This is a genomic window from Mucilaginibacter sp. (assembly GCF_028288225.1).
Taxonomy (GTDB): Bacteria; Bacteroidota; Bacteroidia; order Sphingobacteriales; family Sphingobacteriaceae; genus Mucilaginibacter.
The window spans coordinates 1-15,214 of sequence record NZ_JAQBOC010000031.1 but is presented as its reverse complement, the minus strand read 5'-3'; the positions used below and the strand labels follow the sequence as shown (position 1 = coordinate 15,214).

Here is a 15,214-nt window from a genome sequence, read left to right as displayed (position 1 = left end):
TAGGGGTGATTAAATTATTACCATTGGGCTTGTAGGGCCTTTGCTTCCTTATCCACCGAAGTTTCAAAGGCATCAACTACAACCTCACCAGCAATTACATCCTTAGGTGCAGGGGTGCCGGTAACTTCCACAGCTGGCCTGCCGTCAAGCTTAGCCTGTAGCGCAACCTTTTCCGCTTTAAGGGTGTTTATTTCGCCATCCTTAGCGGCTATCAGCGCGGTGTTGGCGGTTGCTGTGGTTTGTAAACCTGCAATAGTTTCAGCGCTGCTCTGCAGGGCTTCCAGTTCACTATCCAGGCATAGGGTTACCCCGGCAATGCCGTAGGCTTCAATATCTTCATTAGCCGCCTGTAGGTCGGCTGCCGAAGCGAGCGTTGCGCCTTTCAGGGCCGCTACTTTTGGTAATTTGTTTTGTAACATGATATTTTCGTTTTGATTTTGTGCAATTAATTCCTGCATGCGGGCAACCACTTCAGTGTAGCTTTTTATCCCGTCTATCAGACCGATGGTGACAGCCTCTTCGGCGAAAAACATTTCGCCGTTTTTCCAGGTATCGGCTTTTATTTTATCGGCGCGGTCGTCTGCCACATCTGTAATAAATGTTTCGCAAACAAATTTGAGTTTGGCAATTACCGCTGCCGGTTTGCCATCAAGTGCGTCCTGAAAATCTTTATTTTTTTGCGTGCTCTGCGGGGCATAGATCACAACCTGCTTAATTCCGTTCATCTCCATAGCCTTGCGCACATCCATAAAACAGGCTACTATCCCCACGCTTCCAAACTCGCATATCGCATTGCTGCAATATATTTCCGTAGATGGTGAAAATGCCCACACCAACGCACTGGCAACAACACCGTCATCAACAATCGTGATTAATGGTTTTACTGCTGCAAATCTTTGGAATGCTTCGCGCAACGTTTTAGTGCCTTGCACTTGTCCGCCCGGACCGTCGCCTTTTACAATCAGCCCGGCAATACTTTCGTCGTTCCTGTATTCGTCAATCCGGTTAGCATAGTCAACAGCGCCATAACTGCAGGGACCTCCGTAATGCATTAACACACCTATTATGCTCATTACAGCAATGCGCCCGGTGTATGAGTCGGGGGATGCGATAGTCTCGCTGTTATCATCATCCAAATCAACCGGCTCAAATTCATCATCCGCCAGCGTTTCGGCTTTTAATACATGGGTGCCGTTTAAAATTGATTGCGCAATAGGGAAATAGGTATTTACCGCATCTTCGGTAATGGCCCAGTAATCCTTTGCTAATGCTGATATCAGTTTCAAACTCATTGAGCCAAAACTACCAGCCCAAAAAGCACAAAAAAAGGACAGGCAATTGCTTACCTGTCCATCCTATAAATCTTTAAATCCTATAAATCTTAGTTATTACCCAACATCAGCCCCGGCCACCGTAACGGTATAAACCGCGCTATCCTCAACCGTTCCCGGAAAGGATATCACCCGGCCGACCGTAGCGGGCTGCTGATCAAAAAACACTTGCACGCCGTTCTTTACCACCCGCAAACTTATCTGCGGATCAACCGCCGTATGCCCGCCGCTCCGACTGATCGCCTTTATAATAAACGCATGGCCCGGGATCATCGAAATACTGCCATGGTCGCCATTGGCGAAAAGTTCCAGCACACTTGCACCGTTATCATCAATCTCAACATCGGCATCAACCCAGGGGATCAGGTTTTCGGTTAAGCTGGCATTAAAAATCCCGTTCGTAATAATCGGCGGAATAACCGGCGGCACATAGTTGGGGTCATACAGCAGCGCTTCCCTATCCTGCACCACAACGCCGGTATAAAGCAAATTATTCATGTTGGTATATTGCTTGCCGCTGTCGGTGTTTTGTTTTATGGTGATGGGCGTTTGCTGGTTGCCGATGATCTGCTGAAAGCCGTTGCTATCGGTTACCAGGGCAACCGCCACCGTGCCCAGATACTTGCGCAGCGCAGCAATTTTATCCGCGTCCTTTTTGTTAAAGGCGAATACCAGGTTATAGGTGTACTGCATCCCGTTATCCCCCTCGGCGCTTTCGTCGGTCAGCTGGGCATTTTCGGGTAAAAACACCATATCATCCCAGCTATACCCGGCGCGGAAAACTACCCCCGGACTTAAACTACTAAAAGCATAAGCCGGCGCCAGCTGTATCCGCTGCGCACCGCCAATGTTATTATCTTCTGAAAATTGTGCGCTCATAGGGTTATTGTTAATTCATCGCCAGTATAGGCAAAAAATAAATTTTGGAATTGGTGTAAAGCTTCGATATGACGTAAACTAGTGGTTGAGCCTGATGAGGTCGTTTGTACCCTTAAAATTTCCTCGCCAGGGTACCATGCAAACTCCATTCGTGAATTAAGTTTTAACCGGTATGAGTAGCCGAACTCACAAACTCCAATTTGCTTGAATCCACATTTTAAAAATATTTCAGGCGTTAATTTTATCGGCTCAATTTCGCTACAGCTATAACCAAACAAAACCTCATCATCATAATGTGTGGTATCAACAACCCTAACAGTACCGTTGAATGATCCCTCATTAATCTCTTTTACAATCACAAAAGAGCCTTTATTGCTTTTAACAATATTTCCTATTCTTAGTTCATTCGCTTTCATGCCGTTAATAAACTACTAAAATTCATCTGACTAACCACCCCGTTAAACCCGCTGCGCTCCTTAACCTCTTCAAAAAAATTAAGCACGTATTGCGGGTGTACCTCAATCCGTTTCCCGGCCCGCTGCTCAATCCGTTCGCGCTCGCGGTAATACCAGCGCTTCAGATTGTCAAACGGCAGCTCATCCTCGCTAAAGCCATACATGCGCTGAAACTCGCGGATCGTATCATCAACCTGGTAACCAGCCTGCTTAAGCTGCGTGATCAGGCGGAACATCTCTTCGTGGATCAGGTCCTGCACCGTGGCATTAAATTTCTTTACGTTTTCGCCGCTGATGTGGCACCCATGTTTACGGATGGTGCCCTCGCCAATCATTATGCCTACAAAGTCACCGTAAATTACCTTGTCCTTTTTGCGGTAAGTGGCCGGGTTTACTTTTGTAACATGCTCTAAACAATTTTCGAGGTACGATGGAATATATCCAAGTTCGGTAACAAAAAAAGGCTCGCTGTAATGATACAGCAAATACTTGCGGATGTATGGATACACCGAAAGCCTGATCAGGATATCTTTAGCCATTAATTTGGTAATTAGTTTGCTAAAGATAAATTATTTACTCCGAAATATTGTAGTATTATTTTACATCAACTGCAAAAAAATACAGAAACGTATTGCGGGGATGCCAAAACGCGAAAAAGTGTTCCTAACGCTCCTAAGCGCTCCCGGTGTTCCTAAGTGTTCCTAAGCAATAATATAGCTTTATTTAGTTAAAAATCAATATTAAGGTATAAAGGTACATTAGGAACACATTTTATTACTTTGCCACAGCTTTTTACATTCGCTGTTTTTTTACAAACCAATGTGCGTTTAAACGCTGTAATGGCACTTTTTAAAATTCCGCAGTACTTTGCTAACGCGATGCCAAAAACGGACAGGTGTTCCTTTTTACCCCAAAAACAGCCCAATTTGCAAGGAACAGCTTAGGAGCGCAAGGAACACCCGGCACTTTTTACCCTGTTTTCGGCAAAAATCCTGCAAAATAAAAAAGCCCTGCACTGGCAAGGCTCAAAGGTTGGTTGTTTTTTAGGCGATGGAAAGGACAGTTAAAAACTGGTATATGAGCAATTATAGGCTGGCAGTGCATCATCTAAATCAAAAAGAGTTTTTTGAGATTGAGCGATATGTAATAACTCTTTATATGAAATATCCTTAATAAATGTAGGCTTGTTAGTTCTACCCGCTCCAGCGTTTTCCTCATCTCTTATCCATGGCTCTGCAAGTTCAGGGTACATTTGTAATATTTTAATAATATTATCCTTTCCCTTTAAGAAACACAGATCACAATTACCAAGTATCGACGGTATTTCGAGGGTGTAAGGCTTGGTGAGCCAGTACTGATTGACCATTTCTTTGGTGATGCCTTTTTCTACCAGCGGGTATTTCGGAAATACATTTACATATCGTTGCGAACTTCGTTCTACACGGTGCATCTCGTCAGCCCTAAAACCAATAAAGTTTTCAAACTTTCGCACCCCTAAATTTCTTAGGTATCGCTTAGCGGTTACTATTTTAAGCTCTTCAGTGCAAATCCGTCTTACTCTGTTCGGTAAATAGGTTTTCCACTTAGTTAAAGCATCGAACCCTTGCAATCCAGGCGCTCTTTGGTGGGTGTAGTAAGCCCTGTGAACTTTTATTCCCTCATATTTTTCAAAGTCATCAATAAACTTATAAGTCTTTTGATGTTCACGTAATGTATCGGTAAATAAAACTATATCCTCATCAGTGGGGTTAAGTAAAATTGTCATCAATGCTGATGTTTTACCGCCGCTGAAATTTATTACCCGTTTCATAACGCTTTAATTTGAACAACCAGCATCTGCGTCAATTTTGGGTACACCTCGCCTAACGTGTTTTCAATTATGGCTACAACCTTATCCTGGTTAATAAAAATTGGCTTGTTGCGCACAGGTCTAAAGCCAGGCGCAGGCATCTGCTCATCAAATGGCGCGTCGGTTACTGCCGGGTTAATTTGGTGGCAAAGGAATTTTACAGGTATTGATTTTTTCTTTTTCATCGTATTTTTATTTAATTTTTTATTCTCCAAACGGACTTTTAGCCACCACCAAACTACCTTTTGTAAGCAGCTCGGCAAGCTTTTCACAATCAATAGGTTTTGGGGTGCAGGTTAAATATTCTAACATTTCAATATCAAACGGCCGGCAATCGCCCCAGGTAAACCGCGCCCTCACACACAGGTAATATTTTACCTGCCCGCCGGTGCTGCGGTACCATGTGTATTGCTGGATATCTGCGTAGGGGTTATAGGGCATTCGATATAGGGTTAAATAAGCCAAGCTCTTTAAAAAGCCGGTTATTAGCTATTTCTAAATATTTAGGATTTTGCTCGAAGCCGATAAAATTGCGCCCCAGTTTTGAACTTACCAGCGCGGTAGTGCCACTACCCATAAAATGATCAAGTACCAACCCATCAGGCGGGCAACCTGCCTTTATGCAATCTTCTATAAGCTTTTCGGGGAAAGTGGCAAAATGAGCCTCTTTAAAACCTTGTGTGGCTATTGTCCAAACTGAGCGTTTGTTTGCTTTCCCGGTTTCGTTTGGTGTATTACCTACCGAATTATTTGCAACTGCAGCGGAATTTTCAAAAGCCTGGTCATGAACATAAGTGCCGCCACCCCTAAAAGTTTTCCGGTTTCCTTTACCGATAGCAGGGATATCACCGTTGCCTTGGTTGCCACCGCGACTATCATCCGGACGTGGTGATCTTCCGCCTCTCGTTTGTAAGACTTCGCCAGTTTTACCCTTATCAAAAGATGATCCCTTATATGATGCTGGGTTTCCTCTCCCTTGAGCCTCTTCCGTTGCCCAGTCAATCACATTGTGACTTCCGGCCCGGGAATCCCAACCATTAGGAACTTTATATTTTGGCTTAAGCATCCCCTTACCTTGCGATGGGCTACCAACAAACCCCTGATCAGGTCTATTTGTAGAATACATATCATTTATTACACGTGCGTCCCGGGCCGTGCTTGGTGCGACCTCCGTGGCAATTGCCTCCTGGTCAAAATAATACCTGTTTTTTTTCGACAGCAAGAAAATATATTCATGGTTTTTTGTACACCGATCATTACAACTTTCAGGCATGCAATTTTTTTTATGCCAAATAATATCCTGTCTTAAATACCAACCATCTGCACGTAAAGCAAAGGCAAGCATCCAGGGGATACCGATCATGTCTTTAGGTTTTATTCCTGTACCGGTAAATATTTTGCTTTGCTGTTTTGCGCAACTTATTTGTGTGCCTTTGCTCCCCATCAGCTTGCTTTTGCGCGCCGCTTGCTCATCATTTCTACTTTTTGCAGTTGCTGAATAACTATCGCCAATATTTACCCAAATAGTACCGTCATCTTTCAAAGCTTCGCGCACTAATCTGTAGATATAAACCATGTGGCCAATAAAATCTTCAGGCGTTGGTTCCAAGCCTAAACAAACCGTCATCGCTTTTACTTTAATTGTGAAACCAAACAGCGTATATTCAATGGCAGGGAACTTTGTAGGCTCAATGCCGTAATCCCTCAGCGCGTAGTAAGGTGGTGATGATACGCATGTATTTATCGACTTTGGCAATAGCAGCCTTAAGCCGTCAATACAATTCATTAAATGTATTTTATTTGTGGCTAAAGTCATTTCCCGGCCTCCCCAAACGCCGCATCAACTTCGGCATCGCTTTTTTCAAAAGGCAGCATAGCCTCGGTAAATTCAATATTGGTAACATTCATACGGCGGTAAACCTTGTCGCCGTTCTTTTGCTCGTTCAGGGTGCCGGTTACCTTTATCTCGCGGTCGCGTTTCAGGGTGTACACATAATTGGTTTGGTCGCACAGGCACCAGGTCAGGATTTCCCGCTTTACCCGGTGGCCGTCTGTATTGGTGTAGCTTTCATCCTGCAGTAGCGTAAATTTTACCTTTTCCTTATCAATCACCACCTCAATGGCGGCATCGTACTGCACTTTTCCGCTCAGTGTAACCGGCACGGCGGTGTCCTGTTTAAAGCGTTCCAGGTTAACGCCCAGCACATCATAATCAAACACGTAGCTGCTGGTGTTGGTGCTGTTGCCCTGTGCGTCTGTAAACCCGCTGCCGGGGTTGTTGCCGATATAATACTCCTGATCTTTCATATAAGTGATTATTGTTTGCTCATTTTGGCCCATTTTACCGGTTTGGTTCCGCGCAGCTTGCAGATAAAGCGCATGTATGGTGCTAAGGCGCAGGTACAGCAGCTTCTTAGGTTCTTCAAACTGCTTGGTATAGGTGTTTTTCTTATCTAAGCGGATCTCATTTTTTACCTCAACCTTAAAGTGATACCCCTGCTCAATAACATTCTGATCGAGCAGAAACTCAACTGTTTTCCAAAAGTGACTGAGTGAATTGCTTTCCGTCATAATATTGGCCAGTTTGCCAATTTCCTCTTTGCAATAATCAAAAAATCGGCGGTAAGTAAAACCAAGCTCTATCCGTTCACTGATCAGGCTGATGATCGTTAACGCTGAGGTATAATTTTCAATGATCCTGTTTTTTGGCTGCTGCCCGTCCTTTAAAAACGCGGACTTAAGTTCAGCGCCTATGGTTTCAAAGCGCAGCGGATAACAATCTGCAACAAACTGCCTGCAGGCCAGTACCTCGCAAAGCAAACTGCTGATGCCCTTTTTTTCGTGCATCTTCAACTCGTTATACTGGCTGATCTGCAACTCGGTACGCTTGTTATTTTCGGTAAACTTGCAGGGCAGCGTCCGGCTTAAAACGCTGTTATCATCCTTTGTGCTCAGGTATTGGCCTATCAGGATGATGGCGGCGTTAATTTCCTGCTTTTTTGTTTTGTTGCGGATCCCGCTGCCCTTGCTGCGGCCCTCACCGTCAAACGCTCCCTTTAGCGCGCGGAACCATTCTTCCTTTATCCCGTTCTCGTCAAACTCGTTCAAGCCGATAGCCACATTGCGGAAAAGTCCCAGCAGGTTAAAAAATGCAAAGTCTGTCCCCTGGTTAAGGTTAAACATCGGCATATCATGCGTAAACAGGTTACAAACCGATTCGGCAAACTTTGATTTACCAGCCTGCACCGCGCCATAGGCATACAGCATCGGGAAGTTATTGTTCCGCTTAAATAGCAGGTCCTTAAAAACCGACATCATGGCAAAGGCAACGCCCATCATCCCATGTTCGGGGAAAACGGCAACCATCAGCTCACACCACCTGGTAAAATCAATTTCGGCCTTGTTATAGCTCAGGTATTTGTCGTTTTTATAAATATCATCCTCGGCACGCACACCCTCTAAGGCGCTGCTTGCGCCCATGCTCAGGTAATTAACCTCATCAATTTCGGCAATGCCATATTGGTTATATTCAATAATCTCATTTTTAAACACCAGGTTACTGAAGCTAAAAAAACCCTCAGGCTGCCAGCCGAGTGTATTAAGCTCAAAACATTTGGGGTATTCGTCTAGGTAATATGTTTTCATTTTGTTGAGGTTCGACTTGGTGAACCCGTCGTACGTAAAAAATGAGCCCTCACTTGTGATGATGGTATCAAACACATCCATACTGGTAAATGCTTTGCCGGGCAACTGCAGTACTTTTTTGTAGCGGCCGTTATTCAGTTCAGTAAACCGGCGGTTTCCGGCCTCGTCTGGCGTGTACACGTGAATTAGCGGCGTAAGCACGAAGTTTGTTAAGCGCTTCGGGCCGTTGCTGGTCATAAAATAAATGCCGATGCCGTCGCCGGTAGCTTTGCTGTCGAAACCGTACTTCCAGTAAACGTCCGCGTCTATCCATGCCGGCAAACCAGCCTCACCATCGGCAACAATCTGCACATTATCCCTTTCCCTGGTAGTTACAAAATTGTTGATCTCCTTAACAAACGTTGCCTTTGCTTTTTTAAACTGCTTTGCTATTTCAACGGCAATTTCTTCCCGTTCAAGTGCATTTTTATAGTAGCTAATGTGTTCGCAAACGCTCAGTAAATTGTCGCTCAGGTCATCGGCCGGCGTATGAGCTGTATAATGTTGGATCAGGTATTTATGATAAGCCACAAACTCACCGGCAAAAGTATTTATAGCGATGGTGAAGCCCTGGGCGGCAAGCGCATCGCACAGGTCGAAGTCTTCCGCAGGGTTGTAGCTGATCAGTCGAACCTTGTTGCCGATCGCTTTTAAATCGGGTACAGTTTCTTTATTTATTTGGGCGATGTCAAACACCAGGTTAGGCGTGTCGCCCATCCTTACGATCAGGTCGGTATGGATAACCAGGTGCCAATAATTAACAGCTTTATCAGGATTGATTAGGCGGAAAGGTTCGGGTGTTTCGTCAACCGCTTTAACCTCTTTTACCGGCTCAATCTTTTTCGGCATCACAATTTGCACACCCGCCGCTTTTGCCATCGCAAAGAATTTTGCCGGGGTTTGAAACCTGCCCTTGCGCAGCGCATCGTTAAATTTATAATCTGCATCGCGCACGGTGTATGCGTCATTAAATTGCACTACCCTATGATAAAGCGCCCGGGCATCTTCACCGTAGGTGGCTAAAGCAAAACCAATTTCGAGGCGCGCATCATATTCATTATTTGTTAGGTCGATGCCCTGCTCTTCCAGTTGGCAAACAATGTAATCAACCAGGCTCAGCGCCGTTTGCGTATCAACCTTATTAAAAGTCGCTGGTTTATTTACAACGGCAGGCGTTTGATTTAAAACCTGTTCGGCCTGCGGGTCGAACTCAAAAACTTCTGATTCCGGGTTGAAATAAGCGTCAGGGTCATAACTTACAAAACATGCCCGACTAACATCCTTTCCCGATTTATCAACCTCTAAGCCTATCGCCCAAAAGTGCCGATCCAAAGCCAAAAAGCTTTCGGCATGGTATTTCGGGTTAATTTTGATGATCAGTTTAAAGCCTTTGCCCGATGGGGATAAAAAACAGGCGCAAGCATATTTCGATTGCTGGACCAACCCCATCCGGCGGAACAGATCTTCCACATCGTCAAAATCTAAACACAAATACCCCGAATGCTCAACAAGGCCCGAAACGCCACGGGTAGAAAATGTGCCAGAAAAGGTAAAGTAAGCCAGCCCCTTTTTGATATTTTCGCGGGCCGGCTTATCGGTAGTTTGCCGCAATAATTCAATTGCGTCCTGAAACTCGCCGCCCCTGATCATGCCAATGGCAGCATCAAGGTTGAGCGAAGTATCAGGTATTTTGTTGGTAATACCGTTTGTATAATAGGATATCAGTCCGGGCATATTGGGTGGTTAAAAATTGGTGTTTAGATTAGAAAGGCAAATCATCTGCAGCGGGTGCAGCGGCGGCATTGCTTGCCTGGTTAGCGGCAAGTTCTATTTTATTGATATTGACATTAATAATATACATTGGTGATCCATCAGCTTTACTGATCTTTTTTGAATTTATAAAAACTGATATTTTTGCCTTTTTGCCGTTAGCTGCCGGCATGTTCAGGGCGTCTATCTTATCCCCGATTGCGTCCAGCCTCCAAAGCTCATCCTCGCCTTTTTTGTCGCCATATTCATCCACATAACCCGGAACCGTTAATATTAACGACTGCTTGCGCGTTTGATTCTGCCCGACGGTTTCAACAGGAAATACGTCTGTTACGATTCCTTTTAATTCTAATTTTGCCATTGTTTTTGATTTTATTTATTGTGAAAAAATTGATTACTTAATTAGGTTTGGTTTTGATTAAAAAAACAGGTTATAAACGGTGCAACTGGCACAAAACGGGCAATAAACAGCCCATGCCAAAAACAGGACTAACAGCATTTTCATGATATAATTGGTTTAATTGTTACTTATTATTTTGCAGATCAATACGCCCACTGCTAATCCGATCAGTAAGCTGCCACCTATGCATATGCACCAGGCGTAAAAGGTTTGTTTCTTTGTCATGGCTAACACCCGTTTTCTTTAAAATATTCACGGAAAATCTGCCAGTTACCGCGCACATAAAAGCCCCAAAATCGAACGTATTTAAATCGGAAAACCAAAGTGTAAGCGGGTTTGTAACCCAACAAAACTACCCTGTGCGTATGCGTTGCCTTGCGATAGATGATTGTGCCGGGGTAAACCCTTTTGCAGAGATATGCGCCGTTCACGTTCGGCTTATCCGGGTCCATAACTACCTCGTGATATCCGCGCCAAAGGATCACGCTAATAAAGTTCCATGGATGATCGTGCAGGTCATCGGCATCGCTGCGGTGAAACTTGTGGAAATAAAGGGCGCCCCAGTTCCGCTGAAATATTTTCCAGCGCGATAGATAGGCGCTATGCGCGTCGCCCCTGGCTTCGCAGCCCCTAATAATTATCGGTTCTTTAAACCATGCTTTCAGATCGCGCAGTGCGCCGGTAACCAATAGCACAAAAACGGTGTGAAAAGCAACAAGTGCTATGATGGTTTGTGTAAGGTAATTTTTCATTGATTAGGTTTTTAAAAGTTAATTCCTTGTTTAAATTTTCTCAGGTCCTCCGGGTTTTTGATTACTGGTTCTATTAAATAATTCAGATCATCGCCAATTATCATGTGCCGGCAACCCCAATGGTTCACGCACTTTATGTACGGGTGCTTAAATGCCTGGCCGATCTTTATAAAAGCGGTCTGCCTTGTTTTGCATTTGGGGCATACGATGGTGTAGGGTGTGGTTAACTCCATTTCGCAGAAAGGTTATTATTTACCTCATCCAACACCTCGTTAATGTCGACCATATCCAGTTCAACATTTATCATTGTTTTCAAGGTGACAACAGATCGTTGTTGCAGGTTAAGTCTAATAGTGGCTGCAGTACGGTGAAAATCAGGCAATCCCTCGTCGGCAATAATTTCTTTAAGGTCGATTATCTCAAATTTCAATAATTCCAATTCAGATAAAGCGGCCCTTAAAAGCAACGTATTCATGACTGTGCCCTCCACCCTAAAAACTGGCGACAAGCCCGCATCACATCCTCAACCTTTTCATACCAGGCGGCAAATAGCTTGTGCGTTTGGCGCGGTGCAATAAAATGGAAGTTCAGCGCCGTGGTAAGCACAATTTTTATAGCCTGCGATGGGTTACGGCAAGCCTCAGCGCGATCAAGGTTGTATATGATCTGCTCAATAGCTTCCAGCTTTTCATTGGCGCCATGTGCAAATGGATAAGCCTTGATTGCATGCCTGCGCTCTTCGGCGTAACTGCGTAGCTTGGTGATCACATCGCGTTCGGTGATCTCCAAAACTGTGAACGGCGTAATAATGGTGGTTGATTGTTGGGCTTGCATGGTTGTTATTTTTTATGCCTGTTAAACCTGATTGCTTTTTTGTTTCCTGATTTGCGATCTAAAAAGGATGCCCTGCTTTCATACACATCCCGGGCGATCATTAAAAACTGATCTTTGTTTATGCCGTCGGGTAATTTTATGGCAATGGAATTTTTGCACCGCATGTAAAAATCCTTGTAGGGCAGCAGCCCGATTTCCTTTATATAATCGCTAAGCTCTTTGCGTACATCCTTACCGGTATTAAACTCAGGTTCGGATTTCGGCGGGCACAAGGTGCCCGCCGAAATCTAATTCCGTCTGCATTTATGCAGCGGTTTGTAAAAGTTCTATGAGCTTTTGGCTCATTGCGATATAGCGAGCGAAGCGAGCGTTTGTTCTCGCAGCATCAGCAGCAGCAGCAGCATCAGCAGCATAAGCAGCAGCAGCAGCATAAGCAGCAGCAGCAGCATCAGCAGCATCAGCAGCAGCAGCAGCATCAGCAGCATCAGCAGCATCAGCAGCATAAGCATAAGCAGCAGCATCAGCAGCAGCAGCAGCATAAGCATCAGCAGCAGCAGCAGCAGCAGCAGCAGCAGCAGCATCAGCAGCATCAGCAGCAGCAGCAGCATAAGCAGCATCAGCAGCAGCAGCATAAGCAGCATCAGCAGCAGCAGCATCAGCAGCAGCAGCAGCATCAGCAGCATAAGCAGCAGCAGCAGCAGCAGCATAAGCATAAGCATCAGCAGCATAAGCAGCATCAGCAGCATAAGCAGCAGCAGCAGCATCAGCAGCAGCAGCAGCAGCAGCAGCAGCAGCAGCAGCATCAGCAGCAGCAGCAGCAGCAGCATCAGCAGCAGCAGCAGCAGCATCAGCAGCAGCAGCAGCATCAGCAGCAGCAGCATAAGCAGCAGCAGCAGCAGCATCATAAACATCAGCAGCAGCATAAGCAGCATCATAAGCATCAGCAGCAGCATAAGCAGCAGACCTTGCCGCTGATCTTAGCGTCAACCATTCACTGCGTGAAACTTCGCTTTCAAGCGAACGCTCAAAGGCATCCGCAATATTTTTAATGGCCTGGCGGCCATTCTCGTCTTTTACATATTTTATGACACCTGCGGTGTCATCTACTAAAAGCCAAATCATAAATTTCCGCCATACGTTTTCTAAGTTTACACCTACCGGTACAGCTTCAATAAAAGCTAAAGGCCAGTTTTTAGATTCTGCAACCGGCAGCCCCTCAAAAATTCGATCTTCCAAGCGTGCTATAATTCGCGGGATACCTAACTCGGTTTCATACCGCTTGTGGATCCCCGTTGTGGTAAGATTGCCCTTAACAAACTCTGCCGGACTAAACATAGTGCAGGTAACTGCGCATCCTTTCTTTTCCTCCTCGTCGAAGTATGTTTGCTGGGTCATGTTATCCAGTTCCCTGTGGCGGGTAATATCTGCAACCTTTGCATCCTTAATTTCCTGCTTTCCGTGAAAGCTTATTAGCTCTTTTTTCATTATTTGGTTATGGTTTATTGTTTAAGATTTAGATTAATGTATTCTCATATGCGAACCTGGTTATATCCGCCTTTCTGAAAAGTTTTGTTTTGCGCCTGATGTTGCGGGTATGGGTGGTAAGCGTGCTGTGCGATATGTTCAGGTTATGCGCAATGTTTTTATCAAGCTCACCTGTGGCAATGTGCTTCACCACCTCAATTTCACGCTTGCTCAAAACCTCGCCGGTATTGGTTCTTAAGCCATCGCAAACTATCCCCTCAAAGGCGCAGGTGCCACGTTTAGGGCACGGCCAGTATTCAGTTTCGCCAAGTTGGTAGTTAACCAAATCGGGCTTGCTGTCAAACCCGCCATAGTTGCAGATCATGAACTGGTTGATAACCGGCAACCGGCCGCTAACGCCCATCTTATTGATCCCCTTAAGCTTTTCGGGATACTTACCGAGCTCACTTTCAATTGCCTGCAGCATCTGCTCGCTCAGCTTATCAACCTCCGCAACTGCGCCTTGTGTGATAAAGCAGGCGCGGTTATCATCGGCAAAAAATTCATAGTTGTTATCACGTAATCCGGCAGGTAGTGTCATGGCTTAGGCAATTAGCTTGGTTAATAATTTAATGCGATAAGCGTTTTCTGACGCCGCCTTTGCTTTGCCCTGCACGGCAAGTTCTAACAGGTGGTCAAACACCAGGTTATTTTTGCGCTTGCCATTCGCCACAGATCTTACCATATGCCGCGACAGGTTAAATTTTGCAGCTACATCTTTCGCCCAGTTCTCAGGTAAAAACTCAGTAGGGATTTTAAGGGCTTCGTTTTGCATCATATACTATTTAAATGGTATTTACTATGTATAATTATTGTATTAATATTGTACCGTTATTGTGAAGTGGTTATACACCGCTTGTATTAATAATGTGTTATTATTGTACGGCTAAGTACTACAATATTTTGTAGTAATACAATATTTTATAGTAAATAATTGTAGTAAAATGCGTAACTGGCTGTAAATCAGTTACATTATTTTGTAGTTATGGCAAAAGAGTATCCATTTAAGGAAAAAATTGAACAGAAATCCAAGGAATTAGGTCGCACCAGGGTATGGCTTTGCGCTGAAATCGGCAAATCTGAAAGCTGGTATTTTCAAATGGAATCAATTTTGGAGCTGCAATTTAAAGTAGTAATGCAGATCAGTAAGGCACTGGAGTTTGATTTTATTGTTGATTACTACAAATTTTTAGAGCGGAATGCTCTGCCGGTATCAAACTCAGTGAATGATCCGCATGTGCCATACCCCAATAAAGAGAACAGCATGAAAGTGCAGATAACCATAAGCGGAACAGATAAGAGTTTCAGTAAAGGTTTCGGTAAAATAATTGAAACATTACGCAGCGAGGGCAACAAAAACGGCTTTGAAATTTTGTAATGTTTCGTAAATGTTTCGCAGTGTTTTTATAAACTACTGATATTTAACTATATAATCATGATAAATTACTCCCAGCGGGATCACAAAAACCGTTTAAACGGAGATAAAGCCTTTCGAAAGAAAGGCTTTTCTTGTTTTAAATCCATTTTAAAGCACTTTTTCATTCAGGCAGGGTCAAAACAGTTTAAGCCGTTCGGTATACTATTCGGTATACTACCAAAAAAACGGAAATTAGTATACCGAATTTATTTCGACAGTTCAATTTGGGGTTGTGGTGGGGCCATGGTTTAACCTCAAATAACTGGCTAAATGAAAGTAAATCAGGAACTTTCAATTTTGTTCTGGCTTTGGAAAGCCA

18 protein-coding genes are annotated in these 15,214 nt (G+C 44.3%); 1 reads left to right on the top strand and 17 read right to left on the bottom strand.

What is annotated here, in order from left to right:
- Positions 1 to 17 precede the first annotated feature (17 nt).
- From JWQ54_RS08960 to JWQ54_RS08880, 17 genes are all read right to left on the bottom strand, one after another.
- The gene (locus tag JWQ54_RS08960; RefSeq protein WP_299583307.1) at positions 18 to 1,292 is read right to left on the bottom strand and encodes a S49 family peptidase; all 1,275 of its coding nucleotides are present in this window, start codon (positions 1,290 to 1,292) and stop codon (positions 18 to 20) included.
- Positions 1,293 to 1,388: 96 nt separating this feature from the next.
- A complete protein-coding gene (locus JWQ54_RS08955) occupies positions 1,389 to 2,210 on the bottom strand; it encodes a hypothetical protein (RefSeq protein ID WP_299583304.1) in 822 nt (273 codons plus the stop codon).
- Positions 2,207 to 2,626, bottom strand: coding sequence for a hypothetical protein (locus JWQ54_RS08950; RefSeq protein ID WP_299583301.1), 420 nt, complete (start codon positions 2,624 to 2,626; stop codon positions 2,207 to 2,209). Before JWQ54_RS08950 ends, JWQ54_RS08955 begins: the two co-directional genes overlap by 4 nt.
- Positions 2,623 to 3,204, bottom strand: a complete 582-nt coding sequence (locus JWQ54_RS08945) for a hypothetical protein (RefSeq protein WP_299583298.1) — start codon at positions 3,202 to 3,204, stop codon at positions 2,623 to 2,625. Before JWQ54_RS08945 ends, JWQ54_RS08950 begins: the two co-directional genes overlap by 4 nt.
- A 524-nt stretch (positions 3,205 to 3,728) precedes the next feature.
- Positions 3,729 to 4,475, bottom strand: a complete 747-nt coding sequence (locus JWQ54_RS08940) for a phosphoadenosine phosphosulfate reductase family protein (RefSeq protein ID WP_299583295.1) — start codon at positions 4,473 to 4,475, stop codon at positions 3,729 to 3,731.
- Positions 4,472 to 4,699: a hypothetical protein gene (locus JWQ54_RS08935; RefSeq protein WP_299583292.1), complete on the bottom strand. Its 228-nt coding sequence runs from the start codon at positions 4,697 to 4,699 to the stop codon at positions 4,472 to 4,474. Before JWQ54_RS08935 ends, JWQ54_RS08940 begins: the two co-directional genes overlap by 4 nt.
- Positions 4,700 to 4,718: 19 nt before the next feature.
- Entirely contained in the window at positions 4,719 to 4,955 is a 237-nt protein-coding gene (locus JWQ54_RS08930; RefSeq protein WP_299583290.1) for a hypothetical protein, read from the bottom strand.
- Positions 4,945 to 6,300: a site-specific DNA-methyltransferase gene (locus tag JWQ54_RS08925; RefSeq protein WP_299583287.1), complete on the bottom strand. Its 1,356-nt coding sequence runs from the start codon at positions 6,298 to 6,300 to the stop codon at positions 4,945 to 4,947. The genes JWQ54_RS08930 and JWQ54_RS08925 overlap by 11 nt, the downstream gene beginning before the upstream one ends.
- Before the next feature lie 26 nt (positions 6,301 to 6,326).
- Complete coding sequence (locus JWQ54_RS08920) at positions 6,327 to 9,932, bottom strand: BT4734/BF3469 family protein (protein WP_299583284.1); 3,606 nt, start codon at positions 9,930 to 9,932, stop codon at positions 6,327 to 6,329.
- A gap of 28 nt (positions 9,933 to 9,960) precedes the next feature.
- On the bottom strand, positions 9,961 to 10,329 hold the full coding sequence (locus JWQ54_RS08915) for a hypothetical protein (RefSeq protein WP_299583281.1): 369 nt from the start codon (positions 10,327 to 10,329) through the stop codon (positions 9,961 to 9,963).
- 266 nt (positions 10,330 to 10,595) lie between these two features.
- Positions 10,596 to 11,120 (bottom strand): hypothetical protein, encoded by a 525-nt coding sequence (locus JWQ54_RS08910; protein WP_299583278.1) that lies wholly within the window; start codon positions 11,118 to 11,120, stop codon positions 10,596 to 10,598.
- 223 nt (positions 11,121 to 11,343) lie between these two features.
- On the bottom strand, positions 11,344 to 11,595 hold the full coding sequence (locus JWQ54_RS08905) for a hypothetical protein (RefSeq protein WP_299583275.1): 252 nt from the start codon (positions 11,593 to 11,595) through the stop codon (positions 11,344 to 11,346).
- On the bottom strand, positions 11,592 to 11,954 hold the full coding sequence (locus tag JWQ54_RS08900) for a hypothetical protein (protein WP_299583272.1): 363 nt from the start codon (positions 11,952 to 11,954) through the stop codon (positions 11,592 to 11,594). The genes JWQ54_RS08905 and JWQ54_RS08900 overlap by 4 nt, the downstream gene beginning before the upstream one ends.
- 5 nt (positions 11,955 to 11,959) lie before the next feature.
- Complete coding sequence (locus JWQ54_RS08895; protein ID WP_299583269.1) at positions 11,960 to 12,226, bottom strand: hypothetical protein; 267 nt, start codon at positions 12,224 to 12,226, stop codon at positions 11,960 to 11,962.
- Between the two features lie 31 nt (positions 12,227 to 12,257).
- A complete protein-coding gene (locus JWQ54_RS08890; RefSeq protein WP_299583267.1) occupies positions 12,258 to 13,439 on the bottom strand; it encodes a hypothetical protein in 1,182 nt (393 codons plus the stop codon).
- A gap of 28 nt (positions 13,440 to 13,467) precedes the next feature.
- Positions 13,468 to 14,019, bottom strand: coding sequence for a LuxR C-terminal-related transcriptional regulator (locus JWQ54_RS08885; protein WP_299583264.1), 552 nt, complete (start codon positions 14,017 to 14,019; stop codon positions 13,468 to 13,470).
- A gap of 3 nt (positions 14,020 to 14,022) precedes the next feature.
- The gene (locus tag JWQ54_RS08880) at positions 14,023 to 14,256 is read right to left on the bottom strand and encodes a hypothetical protein (protein WP_299583261.1); all 234 of its coding nucleotides are present in this window, start codon (positions 14,254 to 14,256) and stop codon (positions 14,023 to 14,025) included.
- 207 nt (positions 14,257 to 14,463) lie between these two features.
- Here JWQ54_RS08880 and JWQ54_RS08875 point away from each other — a divergent pair, with 207 nt between their 5' ends.
- Positions 14,464 to 14,856: a hypothetical protein gene (locus JWQ54_RS08875; protein WP_299583258.1), complete on the top strand. Its 393-nt coding sequence runs from the start codon at positions 14,464 to 14,466 to the stop codon at positions 14,854 to 14,856.
- Positions 14,857 to 15,214 lie beyond the last annotated feature (358 nt).

Excerpts from the sequence above, each read along its gene's own strand:
- JWQ54_RS08955 (WP_299583304.1), bottom strand. The coding sequence starts at position 2,210 with ATGAGCGCACAATTTTCAGAAGATAATAACATTGGCGGTGCGCAGCGG.
- JWQ54_RS08925 (WP_299583287.1), bottom strand. The coding sequence starts at position 6,300 with ATGAATTGTATTGACGGCTTAAGGCTGCTATTGCCAAAGTCGATAAAT.
- JWQ54_RS08900 (WP_299583272.1), bottom strand. The coding sequence starts at position 11,954 with ATGCAAGCCCAACAATCAACCACCATTATTACGCCGTTCACAGTTTTG.
- JWQ54_RS08905 (WP_299583275.1), bottom strand. The coding sequence starts at position 11,595 with ATGAATACGTTGCTTTTAAGGGCCGCTTTATCTGAATTGGAATTATTG.
- JWQ54_RS08940 (WP_299583295.1), bottom strand. The coding sequence starts at position 4,475 with ATGAAACGGGTAATAAATTTCAGCGGCGGTAAAACATCAGCATTGATG.
- JWQ54_RS08880 (WP_299583261.1), bottom strand. The coding sequence starts at position 14,256 with ATGATGCAAAACGAAGCCCTTAAAATCCCTACTGAGTTTTTACCTGAG.
- JWQ54_RS08920 (WP_299583284.1), bottom strand. The coding sequence starts at position 9,932 with ATGCCCGGACTGATATCCTATTATACAAACGGTATTACCAACAAAATA.
- JWQ54_RS08885 (WP_299583264.1), bottom strand. The coding sequence starts at position 14,019 with ATGACACTACCTGCCGGATTACGTGATAACAACTATGAATTTTTTGCC.
- JWQ54_RS08960 (WP_299583307.1), bottom strand. The coding sequence starts at position 1,292 with ATGAGTTTGAAACTGATATCAGCATTAGCAAAGGATTACTGGGCCATT.
- JWQ54_RS08935 (WP_299583292.1), bottom strand. The coding sequence starts at position 4,699 with ATGAAAAAGAAAAAATCAATACCTGTAAAATTCCTTTGCCACCAAATT.
- JWQ54_RS08950 (WP_299583301.1), bottom strand. The coding sequence starts at position 2,626 with ATGAAAGCGAATGAACTAAGAATAGGAAATATTGTTAAAAGCAATAAA.
- JWQ54_RS08875 (WP_299583258.1), top strand. The coding sequence starts at position 14,464 with ATGGCAAAAGAGTATCCATTTAAGGAAAAAATTGAACAGAAATCCAAG.
- JWQ54_RS08890 (WP_299583267.1), bottom strand. The coding sequence starts at position 13,439 with ATGAAAAAAGAGCTAATAAGCTTTCACGGAAAGCAGGAAATTAAGGAT.
- JWQ54_RS08915 (WP_299583281.1), bottom strand. The coding sequence starts at position 10,329 with ATGGCAAAATTAGAATTAAAAGGAATCGTAACAGACGTATTTCCTGTT.
- JWQ54_RS08930 (WP_299583290.1), bottom strand. The coding sequence starts at position 4,955 with ATGCCCTATAACCCCTACGCAGATATCCAGCAATACACATGGTACCGC.
- JWQ54_RS08945 (WP_299583298.1), bottom strand. The coding sequence starts at position 3,204 with ATGGCTAAAGATATCCTGATCAGGCTTTCGGTGTATCCATACATCCGC.
- JWQ54_RS08910 (WP_299583278.1), bottom strand. The coding sequence starts at position 11,120 with ATGAAAAATTACCTTACACAAACCATCATAGCACTTGTTGCTTTTCAC.